The 16253-nt window shown below is 59.7% G+C and carries 16 protein-coding genes; 13 read left to right on the top strand and 3 right to left on the bottom strand.

What is annotated here, in order from left to right; all coding sequences use genetic code 11:
- The first annotated feature begins 167 nt into the window (after positions 1 to 167).
- From PSH88_RS25995 to hisC, 10 genes are all read left to right on the top strand, one after another.
- A complete protein-coding gene (locus PSH88_RS25995; protein WP_305423509.1) occupies positions 168 to 977 on the top strand; it encodes an ATP-binding cassette domain-containing protein in 810 nt (269 codons plus the stop codon).
- A complete protein-coding gene (mlaE, locus tag PSH88_RS25990; RefSeq protein ID WP_305423508.1) occupies positions 977 to 1774 on the top strand; it encodes a lipid asymmetry maintenance ABC transporter permease subunit MlaE in 798 nt (265 codons plus the stop codon). Before PSH88_RS25995 ends, mlaE begins: the two co-directional genes overlap by 1 nt.
- A complete protein-coding gene (mlaD, locus tag PSH88_RS25985; protein WP_205888811.1) occupies positions 1774 to 2241 on the top strand; it encodes an outer membrane lipid asymmetry maintenance protein MlaD in 468 nt (155 codons plus the stop codon). Before mlaE ends, mlaD begins: the two co-directional genes overlap by 1 nt.
- A gap of 11 nt (positions 2242 to 2252) precedes the next feature.
- Positions 2253 to 2906 (top strand): MlaC/ttg2D family ABC transporter substrate-binding protein, encoded by a 654-nt coding sequence (locus PSH88_RS25980; protein WP_305483406.1) that lies wholly within the window; start codon positions 2253 to 2255, stop codon positions 2904 to 2906.
- On the top strand, positions 2903 to 3208 hold the full coding sequence (locus PSH88_RS25975) for an STAS domain-containing protein (RefSeq protein WP_305483405.1): 306 nt from the start codon (positions 2903 to 2905) through the stop codon (positions 3206 to 3208). Before PSH88_RS25980 ends, PSH88_RS25975 begins: the two co-directional genes overlap by 4 nt.
- 114 nt (positions 3209 to 3322) lie before the next feature.
- Positions 3323 to 3574: a BolA family protein gene (locus PSH88_RS25970; protein WP_305423505.1), complete on the top strand. Its 252-nt coding sequence runs from the start codon at positions 3323 to 3325 to the stop codon at positions 3572 to 3574.
- 22 nt (positions 3575 to 3596) lie between these two features.
- On the top strand, positions 3597 to 4862 hold the full coding sequence (gene murA, locus PSH88_RS25965) for a UDP-N-acetylglucosamine 1-carboxyvinyltransferase (RefSeq protein WP_305423503.1): 1266 nt from the start codon (positions 3597 to 3599) through the stop codon (positions 4860 to 4862).
- A 126-nt stretch (positions 4863 to 4988) separates the two neighbouring features.
- A complete protein-coding gene (gene hisG, locus PSH88_RS25960) occupies positions 4989 to 5624 on the top strand; it encodes an ATP phosphoribosyltransferase (protein ID WP_007901570.1) in 636 nt (211 codons plus the stop codon).
- 125 nt (positions 5625 to 5749) lie between these two features.
- Positions 5750 to 7087, top strand: coding sequence for a histidinol dehydrogenase (gene hisD / locus PSH88_RS25955; RefSeq protein WP_305423501.1), 1338 nt, complete (start codon positions 5750 to 5752; stop codon positions 7085 to 7087).
- A 2-nt stretch (positions 7088 to 7089) separates the two neighbouring features.
- Positions 7090 to 8142, top strand: a complete 1053-nt coding sequence (hisC, locus tag PSH88_RS25950) for a histidinol-phosphate transaminase (protein WP_305423499.1) — start codon at positions 7090 to 7092, stop codon at positions 8140 to 8142.
- Positions 8143 to 8258: 116 nt separating this feature from the next.
- Here the strand turns inward: hisC and PSH88_RS25945 are convergent, their stop codons facing one another.
- The 3 genes from PSH88_RS25945 to algW form a co-directional block, all read right to left on the bottom strand.
- Entirely contained in the window at positions 8259 to 8990 is a 732-nt protein-coding gene (locus tag PSH88_RS25945; protein ID WP_305423497.1) for a DUF4198 domain-containing protein, read from the bottom strand.
- Positions 8991 to 9003: 13 nt separating this feature from the next.
- Positions 9004 to 11109, bottom strand: coding sequence for a TonB-dependent siderophore receptor (locus tag PSH88_RS25940; RefSeq protein ID WP_305423496.1), 2106 nt, complete (start codon positions 11107 to 11109; stop codon positions 9004 to 9006).
- A 110-nt stretch (positions 11110 to 11219) separates the two neighbouring features.
- Positions 11220 to 12380, bottom strand: a complete 1161-nt coding sequence (gene algW, locus PSH88_RS25935; protein WP_305423494.1) for a Do family serine endopeptidase AlgW — start codon at positions 12378 to 12380, stop codon at positions 11220 to 11222.
- A gap of 102 nt (positions 12381 to 12482) precedes the next feature.
- Here algW and PSH88_RS25930 point away from each other — a divergent pair, with 102 nt between their 5' ends.
- The 3 genes from PSH88_RS25930 (at position 12483) to cysN (ending at position 16213) form a co-directional block, all read left to right on the top strand.
- Positions 12483 to 13241, top strand: a complete 759-nt coding sequence (locus tag PSH88_RS25930; RefSeq protein ID WP_008008638.1) for a Nif3-like dinuclear metal center hexameric protein — start codon at positions 12483 to 12485, stop codon at positions 13239 to 13241.
- A 146-nt stretch (positions 13242 to 13387) separates the two neighbouring features.
- Complete coding sequence (gene cysD, locus PSH88_RS25925) at positions 13388 to 14305, top strand: sulfate adenylyltransferase subunit CysD (RefSeq protein ID WP_008008639.1); 918 nt, start codon at positions 13388 to 13390, stop codon at positions 14303 to 14305.
- Between the two features lie 9 nt (positions 14306 to 14314).
- Complete coding sequence (cysN, locus tag PSH88_RS25920; protein ID WP_305423492.1) at positions 14315 to 16213, top strand: sulfate adenylyltransferase subunit CysN; 1899 nt, start codon at positions 14315 to 14317, stop codon at positions 16211 to 16213.
- Positions 16214 to 16253 lie beyond the last annotated feature (40 nt).

Below are 16253 nucleotides of genomic sequence, written 5' to 3'. Positions count from 1 at the left end.
ATAGATGATTTCAGGAGGTCATGTTGCTGAACATGCCCGGCTTGGGCCTTGGGCGCTTGAGCTTTGCAGTGATATAGTTCGCCGCCAGTTCGGCCTGCCCGGGGAGGTATGTGCTTTCGCCAGAAAGCCAGGCGTCCGAGTGAGAGGCTGCATCGCAAGGAGTTTAGATGAGTGCCGATAACGCCTACGCGGTCGAGCTGAAGGGACTGACCTTCAAGCGCGGTGCGCGCAGCATTTTCAATAACGTCGATATCCGCATACCACGCGGCAAGGTCACCGGCATCATGGGGCCTTCCGGGTGTGGCAAGACCACGCTGTTGCGGCTGATAGGCGCACAATTGCGCCCAACCAGCGGCGAAGTCTGGGTCAATGGCCAGAACCTGCCAACGTTGTCGCGCAGCGATCTGTTCGATGCGCGCAAGCACATGGGCGTGCTGTTTCAGAGCGGCGCATTGTTTACCGATCTCGATGTGTTCGAGAACGTCGCCTTTCCATTGCGTGTTCATACCTCGCTGCCGGAAGAAATGATTCGCGACATTGTCCTGCTCAAATTGCAGGCCGTGGGCTTGCGGGGCGCCATCGATCTGATGCCTGACGAATTGTCCGGCGGCATGAAGCGTCGCGTCGCGCTGGCGCGGGCGATTGCCCTCGACCCGCAAATCCTCATGTATGACGAGCCCTTTGTCGGCCAGGATCCGATCGCCATGGGCGTTCTGGTGCGCCTGATCCGCCTGCTCAACGATGCGCTGGGCATCACCAGCATCGTGGTTTCCCACGATCTGGCCGAGACCGCGAGCATCGCCGACCACCTCATTGTGGTGGGCGATGGGCAAGTGTTGGGGCAGGGCACGCCCAAGGAGTTGATGACCTCCGATGAGCCACGTATCCGTCAATTCATGACAGGCGAACCCGACGGCCCGGTCGCCTACCACTTTCCAGCGACGGATTACCGCGCAGATCTTCTGGGGAAGCGCTGATGCGCAAGATTTCATTAATAGAGAGAGTGCGTCGGTTCGGCTCTGCCGGTATCGAGGTGCTGGCGGTGTTCGGGCGTTCGGCGCTGTTCCTGTTTCATGCCTTGCTCGGTCGTGGTGGCATCGGCGGCGGTTTTGGCCTGCTGGTCAAGCAGCTGCATTCGGTGGGCGTGATGTCCCTGGTGATCATCGTGGTCTCCGGGGTGTTCATCGGCATGGTGCTGGCGCTGCAAGGCTTCAACATTCTGTCCAGCTACGGCTCGGAGCAGGCCGTCGGGCAGATGGTAGCGCTGACGCTGCTGCGTGAGCTGGGGCCGGTGGTCACAGCCTTGCTGTTCGCCGGGCGTGCGGGTTCGGCGCTGACCGCCGAAATCGGCAACATGAAGTCCACCGAGCAGTTGTCCAGCCTGGAAATGATCGGGGTCGACCCGCTCAAGTACATCATTGCCCCGCGCCTGTGGGCCGGTTTCATTTCCCTGCCGGTGCTGGCAATGATTTTCAGCGTGGTGGGTATCTGGGGCGGTTCGTGGGTGGCTGTCGACTGGCTGGGTGTCTATGAAGGCTCCTACTGGTCGAACATGCAAAACAGCGTGACGTTCGTCGACGATGTGCTCAACGGCATTATCAAAAGCATCGTTTTTGCCTTCGTCGTGACCTGGATCGCCGTATTCCAAGGCTATGACTGCGAGCCCACTTCCGAGGGGATCAGTCGTGCCACTACCAAGACCGTGGTGTATGCCTCTTTGGCTGTACTCGGCCTGGACTTTATTTTGACCGCCTTGATGTTTGGAGATTTCTGATGCAAAACCGCACCCTGGAAATCGGTGTCGGCCTTTTCTTGCTGGCTGGCATCCTGGCTTTGCTGTTGCTTGCGTTGCGGGTCAGTGGTCTGTCCCCAAGCCCGAGCACCGACACCTATAAACTTTATGCATATTTCGACAATATCGCCGGTTTGACTGTCAGAGCTAAAGTGACCATGGCCGGTGTGACCATTGGTAAGGTCACGGCGATCGATCTGGACCGCGACAGCTTCACCGGCCGGGTGACCATGCAACTGGAAAAGCGCGTAGATAACCTGCCGACCGACTCCACTGCATCTATCCTGACCGCTGGCCTGTTGGGTGAGAAATACATCGGCATCAGCGTGGGCGGTGAAGAAACTCCACTCAAGGATGGTGGAACCATCCATGACACGCAGTCGTCGCTGGTGCTTGAGGACCTGATCGGTAAATTCCTGCTCAATACCGTTAGCAAAGACGCCAAATGAGGAGCTTTTGAATGATCTCTATCTTGCGACGTGGCCTGTTGGTATTACTCGCGGCCTTGCCGTTGATGGCTAACGCCGTGGCGGCGCCTTCCGCGCATGATCTGGTACAGGACACCACCACCCGGTTGTTGGCGGATCTAGCCGCCAACAAAGAAAAGTACAAGCAGGATCCGCAAGACTTTTATGCGGCGCTGAACAGCATCGTGGGGCCCGTTGTGGATGCCGAGGGTATTTCCAAGAGCATCATGACGGTCAAGTACTCGCGCAAAGCCACGCCTGAACAAATGCGCACATTTCAGGAAAACTTCAAAAAAGGCCTGTTCCAGTTCTATGGCAATGCTTTGCTTGAGTACGACAACCAGGGCATCGTCGTCGATCCTGCCAAGGATGAGTCGGGAGACCGTACCAGCGTTGGCATGACGGTCAAAGGCAGCAGTGGCGCGATCTATCCTGTGTCGTACACACTCGAAAAGATCAATGGCGAGTGGAAGCTGCGCAACGTGATCATCAATGGCATCAATATCGGCAAACTGTTCCGCGATCAGTTCGCTGATGCGATGCAGCGCAATGGCAACGATCTGGACAAAACCATCAATGGTTGGGCCGGGGAAGTCGCCAAAGCCAAGGAAGCCACCGAAAAATCTACCGAGAACCAAACCCAATGAGTGAATCGGCCATTCGCATGAGCGAATCCGGCGAGCTGCTGCTCAGTGGCGTGCTGGATTACCGGACAGGCCCGAACCTGCGCAAGCAGGGGCAGGCGCTGATCAAGTCCAGTAACGCGGCTGCGCTGGTGGTTGATTGCTCCTCGGTGGAGAAGTCCAGCAGCGTCGGCTTGTCGCTGCTGCTGTGCTTCATGCGCGATGCCCAGGCGGCCGGCAAGGCCCTGAGCATTCGTGCGATGCCCGACGATATGCGTGAAATCGCTCAGGTCAGCGAGTTGACCGAGCTGTTGGCGCATCCCTGAACCGCATCTATAAAGAAGCCCCCCGTCAGAGTCCTGCTTCGCGGGGTTCGCAGGCGCGGGGCTTTTTTGTATGATGTCCGACCCGCGCGCACAGAGCGCCGATTGAGGTTGAGCATGCAGGCCACCGAAGTGAAGAGCTTTCTTGAAGGAAAGCTGTCCGAGACTCTTTTACAAGTGCAGGTAGAAGTTGAGGGCGAAGGCTGCAACTTTCAGCTGAACGTGATTAGCGATGAACTGGCGGCGTTGAGCCCGGTGAAGCGTCAGCAGCAGATCTATGCCCATTTGAACCCATGGATCACCGATGGCAGCATCCATGCGGTCACTATGAAATTTTTCAGCAGCGCGGCCTGGGCCGAGCGCACCTGAGCCCAAGGGCGTCGAGATTCTTATGGATAAATTGATTATTACCGGTGGCGCTCGTCTTGATGGCGAGATCCGCATTTCCGGGGCAAAGAACTCTGCCCTGCCGATCCTGGCTGCCACCTTGCTGTGTGATGGCCCGGTGACCGTGGCCAACCTGCCGCACCTGCACGACATCACCACCATGATCGAGCTGTTCGGTCGCATGGGCATCGAGCCGGTGATCGACGAGAAGCTCAGCGTCGAAATCGACCCGCGCACCATCAAGACCCTGATCGCGCCGTACGAACTGGTGAAAACCATGCGTGCCTCGATCCTGGTGCTGGGCCCGATGGTTGCCCGTTTCGGCGAAGCCGAAGTCGCACTGCCTGGCGGTTGCGCCATCGGTTCGCGTCCGGTCGACCTGCACATCCGTGGCCTCGAAGCCATGGGCGCGGTCATCGACGTAGAAGGTGGCTACATCAAGGCCAAGGCCCCTGAGGGTGGCCTGCGCGGTGCGCACTTCTTCTTCGACACCGTCAGCGTGACCGGTACCGAGAACATCATGATGGCCGCTGCCCTGGCCAAGGGCCGCAGCGTTCTGGCCAACGCCGCTCGCGAGCCTGAAGTCGTCGACCTGGCGAACTTCCTGAACGCCATGGGCGCGAAGGTTTCCGGCGCTGGCACCGACACCATCACCATCGATGGCGTCGAGCGTCTGCACCCGACCACTTACAAGGTGATGCCTGACCGTATCGAGACCGGCACCTACCTGGTGGCGGCAGCGGTGACCGGCGGTCGCGTGAAGGTCAAGGACACTGATCCGACCATCCTGGAAGCCGTTCTGGAAAAACTCCGCGAATCGGGTGCTGAAATCACCTGCGGCGAAGACTGGATCGAACTGAACATGCACGGCAAGCGGCCGAAAGCCGTCAACGTGCGGACCGCTCCATACCCGGCGTTCCCGACCGACATGCAGGCGCAGTTCATCTCCCTCAACGCCATTGCCGAAGGCACTGGTGCGGTGATCGAGACGATCTTCGAAAACCGCTTCATGCACGTTTACGAACTGCACCGCATGGGCGCTCACATCCAGGTCGAAGGCAACACCGCCATCGTCACCGGCATCGAAAAACTCAAGGGCGCGCCAGTCATGGCTACCGACCTGCGTGCTTCGGCCAGCCTGGTGATCTCGGCGCTGATCGCCGAGGGCGATACCCTGATCGACCGCATCTACCACATCGACCGTGGTTACGAGTGCATCGAAGAGAAACTGCAGATGCTCGGCGCGAAAATCCGCCGCGTACCGGGCTAGTTTCTGCTGCATGGGCACAGGGACGTGTCCGTTGATTTGTTGAAGTCGAGCCTGTTTCAGGCTCGATGTGTGTCCGGCGCCATTTGCGACCGGGCATGAGTACCTTGATAAGGACTGACGTTTCCCATGTTGACTATCGCACTGTCCAAGGGCCGCATCCTTGACGACACCCTGCCGCTTCTGGCTGAAGCGGGCATCGTGCCGACCGAGAATCCGGACAAGAGCCGCAAGCTGATCATCCCCACGACCCAGGCCGATGTGCGCCTGCTGATCGTGCGCGCCACCGATGTGCCGACCTATGTCGAGCATGGTGCCGCCGACCTGGGCGTCGCCGGTAAAGACGTGCTGATGGAATACGGCGGCCAGGGTTTGTACGAGCCTCTGGATCTGCGAATTGCCCTCTGCAAGCTGATGACCGCCGGCCGTGTCGGCGATGTCGAGCCCAAGGGCCGTCTGCGAGTGGCGACCAAATTCGTCAACGTCGCCAAGCGTTACTACGCCGAGCAGGGCCGTCAGGTCGACATCATCAAGCTCTACGGCTCGATGGAGCTGGCGCCGCTGATCGGTCTGGCGGACAAGATCATCGATGTGGTCGACACCGGTAACACCCTGCGCGCCAATGGCCTGGAACCCCAGGATTTCATTGCCGACATCAGCTCCCGACTGATCGTCAACAAAGCATCGATGAAAATGCAACACGCCCGTATCCAGGCGTTGATCGACACCCTGCGCAAGGCAGTGGAGTCTCGACACCGCGGCTGATTCACCTGCGCGACCTTGAGTCGCGCCCGTCTATCCGCCTCATAGCCAGAATTCTCGGGTGCCCAAGCGGATCAACGGCTAGCTTAGGGCGCCCGAGTTTTTGCCAATCCTATGAGGCTCTCGCTATGACCGCACCGACTGCAATTCGCCGACTCAACGCTGCTGACCCGGATTTCGCACATCATCTGGATCATCTGCTGAGCTGGGAAAGTGTGTCTGACGACTCGGTCAATCAGCGGGTGCTGGACATCATCAAGGCTGTGCGCGAACGTGGCGACGCGGCGCTGGTGGAATTCACCCAGAAGTTCGACGGCCTGCAAGTCGCCTCCATGGCAGACCTGATCCTGCCGCGCGAACGCCTGGAACTGGCCCTGACCCGCATCACCGTGCCTCAGCGTGAAGCGCTGGAAAAAGCCGCGGCCCGCGTGCGCAGCTATCACGAAAAACAGAAACAGGACTCCTGGAGCTACACCGAAGCCGACGGCACGGTGCTGGGCCAGAAGGTCACGCCGCTGGATCGCGCCGGTCTGTATGTGCCGGGCGGCAAGGCGTCGTACCCGTCCTCGGTGCTGATGAACGCCATTCCGGCCAAGGTTGCAGGCGTGACCGAAGTGGTCATGGTCGTGCCGACTCCACGCGGCGAAATCAACGAGCTGGTGCTGGCCGCGGCCTGCATTGCCGGGGTTGACCGGGTGTTCACCATCGGCGGCGCCCAGGCCGTTGCAGCGCTGGCTTACGGCACCGAAAGCGTGCCGAAGGTCGATAAGGTTGTTGGCCCTGGCAACATCTATGTCGCCACCGCCAAGCGCCACGTGTTCGGTCAGGTCGGCATCGACATGATCGCCGGCCCCTCCGAGATCCTCGTGGTGTGTGACGGTCAGACCGATCCGGACTGGATTGCCATGGACCTGTTCTCCCAGGCCGAGCACGACGAAGACGCCCAGGCGATTCTGGTCAGCCCGGACGCCGGGTTCCTCGACAAGGTCGCGGCCAGCATCGCCAAACTGCTACCGACCATGGAACGCGCCGAAATCATCAAAACCTCGATCAATGGTCGTGGTGCGCTGATCAAGGTTCGCGACATGGAACAAGCCATCGAAGTCGCCAACCGTATCGCGCCAGAACACCTGGAGTTGTCGGTTGCCGATCCGCAGGCCTGGTTGCCGCAGATTCGTCACGCCGGGGCGATCTTCATGGGACGTCACACGTCCGAGGCCCTGGGCGACTATTGCGCGGGTCCTAACCACGTGTTGCCGACGTCCGGCACCGCGCGCTTCTCTTCGCCGCTGGGTGTTTACGACTTCCAGAAACGTTCGTCGATCATCTTCTGCTCCGAGCAGGGTGCCTCCGAACTGGGCAAAACCGCTTCCGTGCTGGCCCGTGGCGAGTCGCTGACCGCTCACGCGAGGAGCGCCGAATACCGCATCGTTGACGAAGACTTTCTTCAAGGGCAGGGCAACTGAGCATGAGTAAATTCTGGAGTCCCTTCGTCAAGAATCTGGTGCCTTACGTGCCAGGCGAGCAGCCAAAGTTGGCGAAACTGGTGAAGCTCAACACCAACGAGAACCCGTACGGTCCATCGCCTAAAGCCCTGGCGGCGATGCAAACCGAGCTGAACGACAACCTGCGTCTGTACCCGGACCCGAACAGCGACCTGCTCAAGCAGGCTGTTGCCAAGTACTACGGGGTGCAGGGCAATCAGGTGTTCCTCGGCAACGGTTCAGATGAAGTCCTGGCGCACATTTTCCACGGTTTGCTGCAACACGATCAGCCGCTGTTATTCCCGGATATCAGCTACAGCTTCTACCCGGTTTATTGCGGGTTGTACGGCATCGCATTCGACGCAGTGCCGCTGGATAAACAATTCCAGATCAACCCGGCAGACTACGCCAAGCCGAACGGCGGGATCATTTTCCCTAACCCGAATGCGCCGACCGGTTGCCTGTTGGCGCTGGACGCTGTTGAACAAATTCTCAAGGCCAGCCCGGATTCCGTGGTCGTGGTGGATGAGGCTTACATTGATTTCGGCGGTGAAACGGCGATCACGTTGGTGGGCCGTTATCCGAACCTGTTGGTCACTCAGACCCTGTCCAAGTCCCGTTCGCTGGCGGGCCTGCGGGTTGGTCTGGCGGTAGGGCATCCGGACCTGATCGAGGCGCTGGAGCGGATCAAGAACAGCTTCAACTCCTACCCGCTGGATCGTCTGGCGATTGTGGGGGCTACGGCGGCGTTCGAGGATCGCGAGTATTTCGACAAGACCTGCCGGTTGGTCATCGAGAGTCGTGAGAAGATGGTCGCGCAGCTGGAGGCGAAGGGGTTTGAGGTGTTGCCGTCGGCGGCAAACTTCATTTTCGCTCGTCACCCGAAGCATGATGCGGCAGGGCTGGCGGCGAAGTTGCGCGAACAGGGCGTGATTGTTCGGCACTTCAAGCAGGAGCGGATTGCCCAGTTCCTGCGGATTTCCATCGGCGCGCCGGAGCAGAATCAGGCACTAATCGACGGCCTCGGCGACCTGTAAGGCATCCCCAATCCTGTGGGAGCGTGGCTTGCCCGCGATAAACGATAACGCGGTCTACCTATTGCACCGCGGTGTCCCCATCGCGGGCAAGCCACGCTCCCACAAGGTTTTGTGTGTTACTCGTGATGCGGTTCGCCCACGAATGTCAGCGACGTAAACAGCCCGCGCGTCGCTACATCAGCATTGTCTTTTAGCGGGATTTCCACCTGCGCCGCAATCACATTCAGCCCTTCATTGCGCACCAGTACCTGGGCGCGGCCGTCCTTGTCGGTTTCGGTGCTCAAGGTATTCGGCGCGCTGCGATAGTCGCCCACCAACTTCACGCCCGCCGCCGGCTTACCGTCCAATAGCACTCGAACCGGCAACGATTTACCCGGCCCAACGGTAAGCGGATCAACCTCCGGCAGAATCAGCAATTTCATCTGATCGAGCTTCGGCAACTTCGCCCCCGGCTGGTATATCGCCAGGCTGTACTTGAAGGTTTGGGTCGACTCAATGGCCCCCGGTACTTTGCTGCGCCCTTCGTTGATCCATTTTTTATCCGCCGTTTGCGACCACATGCCATTGTTCAGCGCCACAGCCACTACCGCCGGCGGTTTCAGCGGTTGCAGACGGGCGTGGTCGGTCAGCCGTTGCACGTTCACCGGGATCATTTTGCCGCCGACGTCATAAGCCCAGGCGCCACTGATTTTCTGCGCCTTGAAGGCGTTGTCTTCGGCGCCGTGGCCGTAGATGACTTCGATGTTGCCGCGACGTTCTTCGGTCCAGAGACCGTGGGCCGAGACTTGACTGGCGCTTAACAGACCGAGCAGCAAGCCGGGTAGCGCCAAAGATTTGAAGTGTTGCATGGTGGACGTCCTTTTACAGATTGAGTGTCAGGCTGACAGTGAAATTGCGCGGCTCGCCGGGGTTGACCCAGTAGTTGCTGTAGGAGCGCTCGAAGTATTTCTCGTCGAAAAGGTTGTTCAGGTTCAGGCCCACGGTGACGTTTTCGCTGGCCTTGTAATGAGCCAGCAGGTCGACGGTGTGGTAGGCCGGCAGTTCGAAATCGCTGCCGGCTTCACCCGAGCGATCACCGACATAGGTGAACGCCGCACCAAGGTCGGAACCGCGCAAATGGCCATCCTGAAACTCATAAACGCCCAACAGACTGCCGCTGCGTTTGGCCACGCCGAGAATTCGGCTACCGGTGGGAATCACCTTGTCACCTTGGGTGACTTCGGCGTCGATGTAAGCGAAAGCACCCATCACTCGCACGGCGTCGGTCACTTGCCCGGTGAGTTGCAGGTCGACACCCTGGCTGCGGGCCTTGCCCATGGCGCGGCTGGAGTCGGTGCTCGGATCGAGTGCCAGGACGTTTTCCTTTTCGATATGGAAGGCGGCGAGGGTGGTGCTCAAGCGGTCGTCGAACAGCTCGCTCTTGATCCCGACTTCATAACCGACGCCTTCTTCCGGGTCGAAGGATTTACCGGCGGCGTCCAGCCCGTTGTTCGGTTTGAATGAGGTGGAGGCGTTGGCGAACAGCCCCACTTCGGGTGTCATTTGGTAGAGCAGGCCGGCCCGTTGGGTCAGTGCATCATGGCGCTGGCGGCTGGTTGCGTTGCGACTGTGATCGTCGATGCTTTGTTCGAAATGTTCGAAGCGCGCACCGAGCATGCCGCGCAGTTTGTCGGTGAAGACAATCTGGTCCTGAAGGTTCAGCGCCTGGCTTTCGACATGCTCGAAGAAGTCGGTCCCGGAGCGCGCGCCATTGGGTTTCGGCTGGCCGTAGATCGGTCGATAGATATCGATGGCGTACGGGCCGCCGGCAATGGTCGTGACCCGTTCGTTCTTGCGGAAGTTCTCGTATTCGCTGCCGATCAGCAGTTCGTGTTGCCAGCTGCCGATGTCGAACAAACCGCGCAGTTCGAGTTGGGTGATGCTGTCGTGCCAGTTGGTATCGCGTTCGCGGTAGCGACGGTTGACGGTGTGGCCGTCGGCGTTCAAGGGACGATTTTCGGAGGCGAAGCCCCAGAGTTTGCCTTCCTTGTAATGACTGGCGAGGCGTAGTTTCCAGCTGTCGTTGAGCTGATGTTCGAGGGCGGCTTGCAGCAGATTGTTGTGGTTGTCGATGTTGCCGTCGTTGGGTTCGCCAAGGAAGGTCGAACGGGAGACGCCGCTCCATTTATTGTTCGGCGCGACGATACCGCGATCGAATGTCGAGCTGTGGCGTACGAATTCGCTCTCCACCAACAGGCTGGTGTCCGGGTTCAGTTGCCAGCTGAAGGAAGGCGCAACGAACACTCGCTGACTGTCGACGTGATCGCGGAAGCTGTGGTTGTCCTCGACGGCCAGGTTCACCCGGGACAGGACATTGCCGTCATCATCCAGCGGTGTGTTGACGTCCACGGCGGTGCGATAGCGATCCCAATTGCCGGCGCTGGTTTGCAGTGTGGTGAAGGCTTCGGGCTGGGGTTTCTTGGTGACGATGTTCACCGTACCGCCCGGATCGCCACGACCATAGAGGCTGGCGGCCGGGCCTTTGAGCACTTCGATGCGTTCGATGTTGGCCACGTCCGGCGTGCTTGGATAACCGCGGTTGGCGCTGAAACCGTCCTTGTAAAACTCCGAAGTGGTGAAGCCGCGCACGCTGTATTCGTAGAGCGTCAAGCCGCCGAAGTTGTTCTGCTTCGACACGCCGCCGGCGTATTCCAGTGCGCGCTCGACGCTGGTGCTGCCCAGATCCTTGAGCACACTGACGGGAATCACGCTGATCGATTGCGGGATATCGCGAATGGCCGTGTCGGTTTTGGTTGCGCTGGAGGAGCGGGTGGCGCGGTAACCCTTGACCGGGCCGGTGGGGGATTCGTAGTCGGAGGTGACGCTGATGGCGTCCAGTTCAACGGTTTGCGATTCTTCGGCGAAGACCGGATCCCCCAGCAAACCGAGGGCCAGACCTGCGAGGGAAGCCATTGTTCGAGACGACATGTTATGTTGTTCCAATAGTGTTATTGAAACAATATAACATGCCTAATGAGAATGTCTGCTGTTAACAGATTCGGAGTTACGGAGCTGCTGAGGGCGCAGCTCCTACCGGCTTACTCTTTTTCTTTTTCCTTGATCGGCGCGGGTGGCGGACGCAGACCGATTTCTGCCGTGAGCTTGAGCTCTTTACCGTTGCGCATCACCTGAATGGTGACCTTGTCGGTCGGCTTGATTCGCGCCACCTGGTTCATTGACTTGCGGCCGTCGCCAGCCGGTTCACCGTCGATGCTGAGGATCACGTCGCCCAGTTGCAGGCCGGCCTTCTGCGCCGGACCGTCACGGAAAATCCCCGCGACCACAATCCCCGGACGCCCGGACAGACCAAACGATTCCGCCAGTTCCTGACTCAACGGTTGTACTTCGATGCCGAGCCAGCCGCGAATCACCTGGCCGTGTTCGATGATCGACTTCATCACTTCCATGGCCAATTTGACCGGGATCGCGAAGCCGATGCCCTGAGAACCGCCGGACTTGGAGAAGATCGCTGTGTTGATGCCGGTCAGGTTGCCGTTGGCGTCCACCAGCGCACCGCCGGAGTTGCCGGGGTTGATCGCGGCGTCGGTCTGGATGAAGTCTTCGTAGTTGTTCAGCCCGAGCTGATTGCGCCCGGTGGCGCTGATGATGCCCATGGTCACGGTCTGGCCGACGCCGAACGGGTTGCCGATGGCCAGGGCCACGTCGCCGATGCGGATATTGTCGGAACGGCCGACGGTGATCGACGGCAGGTTTTTCAGGTCAATCTTCAACACCGCGAGGTCGGTTTCCGGGTCGCTGCCGATGACCCGGGCCAGGGTTTCACGACCATCCTTGAGCGCCACCACGATCTGGTCGGCACCGCTGGTCACATGGTTGTTGGTCAGCAGGTAACCTTCCGGGCTCATGATCACACCCGAACCGAGGCTCGACTCCATGCGCTTCTGCTTGGGCGAGTTGTCGCCGAAGAAGCGGCGGAACTGTGGATCTTCGAACAGCGGATGGCTGGGTTTGTTGACCACTTTGGTGGTGTACAGATTGACCACCGACGGCGCGGCCGTGGTCACCGCGTCGGCATAGGACACCGGACCCTGCTGCAGACCGAGGGTTTGCGGGGCTTGCTGCAGATTGACGTCCAGGCTCGGTAGCCCGACCCACTCCGGGTAACGCTGCATAATCAATAGAGCGATAAGCACGCCGGCCAACAGCGGCCAGCCGGAAAAACGCAGCGCCTTGAGCATTAAGCACGTCCTGAAAGGTTGCAGGCGGTATGAGACCGCCCATAATGTCGCGCATTATACGAGGCCGCGCGCGCCTCTGAACGGGATATTTAGGAGTCTTTTATGGCCGTCGCCCTGAGCACCCTGGTCGAAGAAGCCGACCGCTACCTGGCAAGTGCGAAGATCGCCGATTACTGCCCCAATGGTTTGCAGGTCGAAGGCCGGCCGCAGGTGATGCGCATCGTCAGCGGTGTTACCGCCAGCCAGGCGTTGCTGGACGCTGCGGTAGAGGCCCAGGCCGATCTGGTGCTGGTACATCACGGCTATTTCTGGAAAGGCGAGAACCCGTGCATCACCGGCATGAAGCAGCGCCGGTTGAAAACCTTGCTCAAGCACGATATCAGCCTGCTGTCTTATCACTTGCCGCTGGATCTGCACCCGGAAGTCGGCAACAACGTACAGCTTGCGCGGCAACTGGATATCACCGTCGAAGGCCCGCTGGATCCGGACAATCTGAAAGTCGTTGGCCTGGTCGGCTCGTTGAACGAACCGATGACCCCTCGCGATTTCGCCCGGCGCGTGCAGGAAGTCATGGGGCGCGAGCCGTTGCTGATCGAAGGCAGCGAGATGATTCGTCGGGTCGGCTGGTGCACCGGTGGCGGCCAGGGGTACATTGACCAGGCAGTGTTGGCCGGTGTCGACCTGTACCTCAGCGGCGAGGCCTCCGAGCAGACGTTCCACAGCGCCCGGGAAAACGACATCAGCTTCATCGCCGCCGGCCACCATGCCACCGAGCGTTACGGTGTGCAGGCTTTGGGTGATTACTTGGCGCGACGTTTCGCCCTCGAGCACATCTTCATCGATTGCCCGAACCCGATTTGACTACAGGGCTGGAGCCCAAACGAGGGGGTATATTCATATACCCTTTCGATCTAGCCAGCGTCCTGATTAGAAGGGGGCGCTGTGCTAGGATTCCCCGCTCGAACACGGCCCGCAGGCCGTCCATAAGATCGTTTTCGTGAGTAGCCATGGTCGACAAACTGACGCATCTGAAACAGCTGGAGGCCGAAAGCATCCACATCATCCGCGAGGTCGCCGCCGAGTTCGATAACCCGGTGATGCTGTACTCCGTCGGTAAAGACTCCGCCGTGATGCTGCACCTGGCACGCAAGGCATTCTTCCCGGGCAAACTTCCGTTTCCGGTGATGCACGTCGACACCCAGTGGAAGTTCAAGGAAATGTACGCGTTCCGCGACCGCATGGTCGAAGAGCTCGGCCTGGACCTGCTGGTGCACGTCAATCCCGAGGGTGTTGCGCAGGGCATCAACCCGCTCACCCACGGCAGTGCCAAGCACACTGACATCATGAAGACCGAAGGCCTTAAACAGGCACTCGACAAGTACGGCTTCGATGCGGCATTCGGTGGCGCCCGTCGCGACGAAGAGAAATCCCGGGCCAAAGAGCGCGTGTATTCCTTCCGTGACACCAAGCACCGTTGGGATCCGAAAAACCAGCGTCCCGAGTTGTGGAACGTCTACAACGGCAAGGTCAACAAGGGCGAATCGATCCGCGTATTCCCATTGTCGAACTGGACCGAGCTGGACATCTGGCAGTACATCTACCTCGAAGGCATCCCGATCGTGCCGCTGTATTTCGCCGCTGAACGCGACGTTATCGAGATGAATGGCACCTGGATCATGATCGACGACGAGCGCCTGCTCAATCACCTGAGCGATGAAGACAAGGCACGCATCGTCAAGAAGAAGGTCCGTTTCCGTACACTGGGCGACTACCCGTTGACCGGTGCGGTCGAGTCCGAGGCCACCAGCCTGACCGACATCATTCAGGAAATGCTCCTGACGCGAACTTCCGAACGCCAGGGCCGAGTCATCGATCACGATGGCGCCGGTTCCATGGAAGAAAAGAAACGTCAGGGTTATTTCTAAGGGGTTGTCATGTCGCACGCATCTGATTTGATCAGCGAGGACATCCTCGCCTACCTGGGCCAGCACGAACGCAAGGAAATGCTGCGCTTTCTGACCTGTGGCAACGTCGACGACGGCAAGAGCACCCTGATCGGGCGCCTGCTGCACGACTCCAAAATGATCTACGAAGATCACCTGGAAGCCATCACCCGCGACTCGAAAAAAGTCGGCACCACCGGCGAAGACATCGACCTGGCGTTACTGGTCGACGGCCTGCAGGCCGAGCGTGAGCAAGGCATCACCATCGATGTCGCCTACCGTTATTTCTCCACCGCCAAACGCAAATTCATCATCGCCGACACCCCCGGCCATGAGCAGTACACCCGCAACATGGCCACCGGTGCCTCCACCTGTGACCTGGCGATCATCCTGGTGGACGCCCGTTACGGCGTGCAGACCCAGACCCGTCGCCACAGCTTCATTGCCTCGTTACTGGGCATCAAGCACATCGTTGTCGCCATCAACAAGATGGACCTCAACGGCTTCGACGAAAGCGTGTTCGAGTCGATCAAGGCCGATTACCTGAAGTTCGCCGAAGGCATCGCGTTCAAGCCGACCACCATGGCGTTCGTGCCGATGTCCGCGCTCAAGGGCGACAACGTGGTGAACAAGTCGGAGCGCTCGCCGTGGTACACCGGCCAGTCGCTGATGGAAATCCTCGAAACCGTCGAAATCGCCAGCGACCGCAACTACACCGACCTGCGTTTCCCGGTGCAGTACGTCAACCGTCCGAACCTGAACTTCCGTGGTTTCGCCGGCACCCTGGCCAGCGGCATCGTGCACAAGGGCGATGAAGTCGTTGTGTTGCCGTCGGGCAAGAGCAGCCGCGTGAAATCCATTGTCACCTTCGAAGGTGAGCTGGAGCACGCAGGTCCTGGTCAAGCGGTGACGCTGACCATGGAAGACGAAATCGACATCTCCCGCGGTGACTTGCTGGTGCATGCCGACAACCAGCCGCAAGTGACCGACGCCTTCGACGCCATGTTGGTGTGGATGGCCGAAGAGCCGATGCTGCCGGGCAAGAAGTACGACATCAAACGCGCCACGACTTACGTGCCGGGTTCGATCACCAGCATCGTCAATCGCGTGGACGTGAACACCTTGGCCGAAGGTCCCGCCAGCTCGCTGCAACTGAACGAGATCGGTCGGGTCAAGATCAGCCTCGACGCAGCCATCGCGCTGGACGGTTACGACAGCAACCGCACCACCGGTTCGTTCATCGTCATCGATCGACTGACCAACGGCACAGTTGCGGCCGGCATGATCATCGCTCAGCCGCTGGCGCATGGCAGCAGCACCCACCACGGCAAACTGGCTCACGTGGCTACCGAAGAGCGTGCCCAGCGCTTTGGCCAGCAACCGGCCACCGTGTTGTTCAGCGGCCTGTCGGGCGCCGGCAAAAGCACCCTGGCCTACGCCGTTGAACGCAAGCTGTTCGACCTGGGCCGCGCGGTGTTTGTGCTCGATGGCCAGAACCTGCGTCACGACCTGAACAAAGGTCTGCCAAATGATCGCGCCGGGCGTACTGAAAACTGGCGTCGTGCGGCGCACGTTGCGCGTCAGTTCAACGAAGCCGGTCTGTTGACCTTGGCAGCGTTCGTTGCACCGAGTGCCGAAGGTCGTGAGCAGGCCAGGGACCTGATCGGCAAGGAGCGTCTGCTGACGGTCTACGTCCAGGCCTCTCCGACGGTCTGTGCCGAGCGTGATCCGCAAGGTCTGTACGCGGCGGGTGGCGACAACATCCCGGGCGAATCCTTCCCGTACGACGTGCCGCTGGATGCCGATCTGGTGATCGACACCCAGTCGCTGTCGCTGGAAGAAAGCGTCAAGCAAGTGCTGGATCTGCTGCGCAAGCGTGGCGCGATCTAAGCGTTAGCTGCAAATGAAAAACCCGCGGACGAGTGATCGT

It is taken from the genome of Pseudomonas wuhanensis, assembly GCF_030687395.1.
Classification (GTDB): domain Bacteria; phylum Pseudomonadota; class Gammaproteobacteria; order Pseudomonadales; family Pseudomonadaceae; genus Aquipseudomonas; species Aquipseudomonas wuhanensis.
This window is presented reverse-complemented; position numbering and strand designations above follow the sequence as displayed.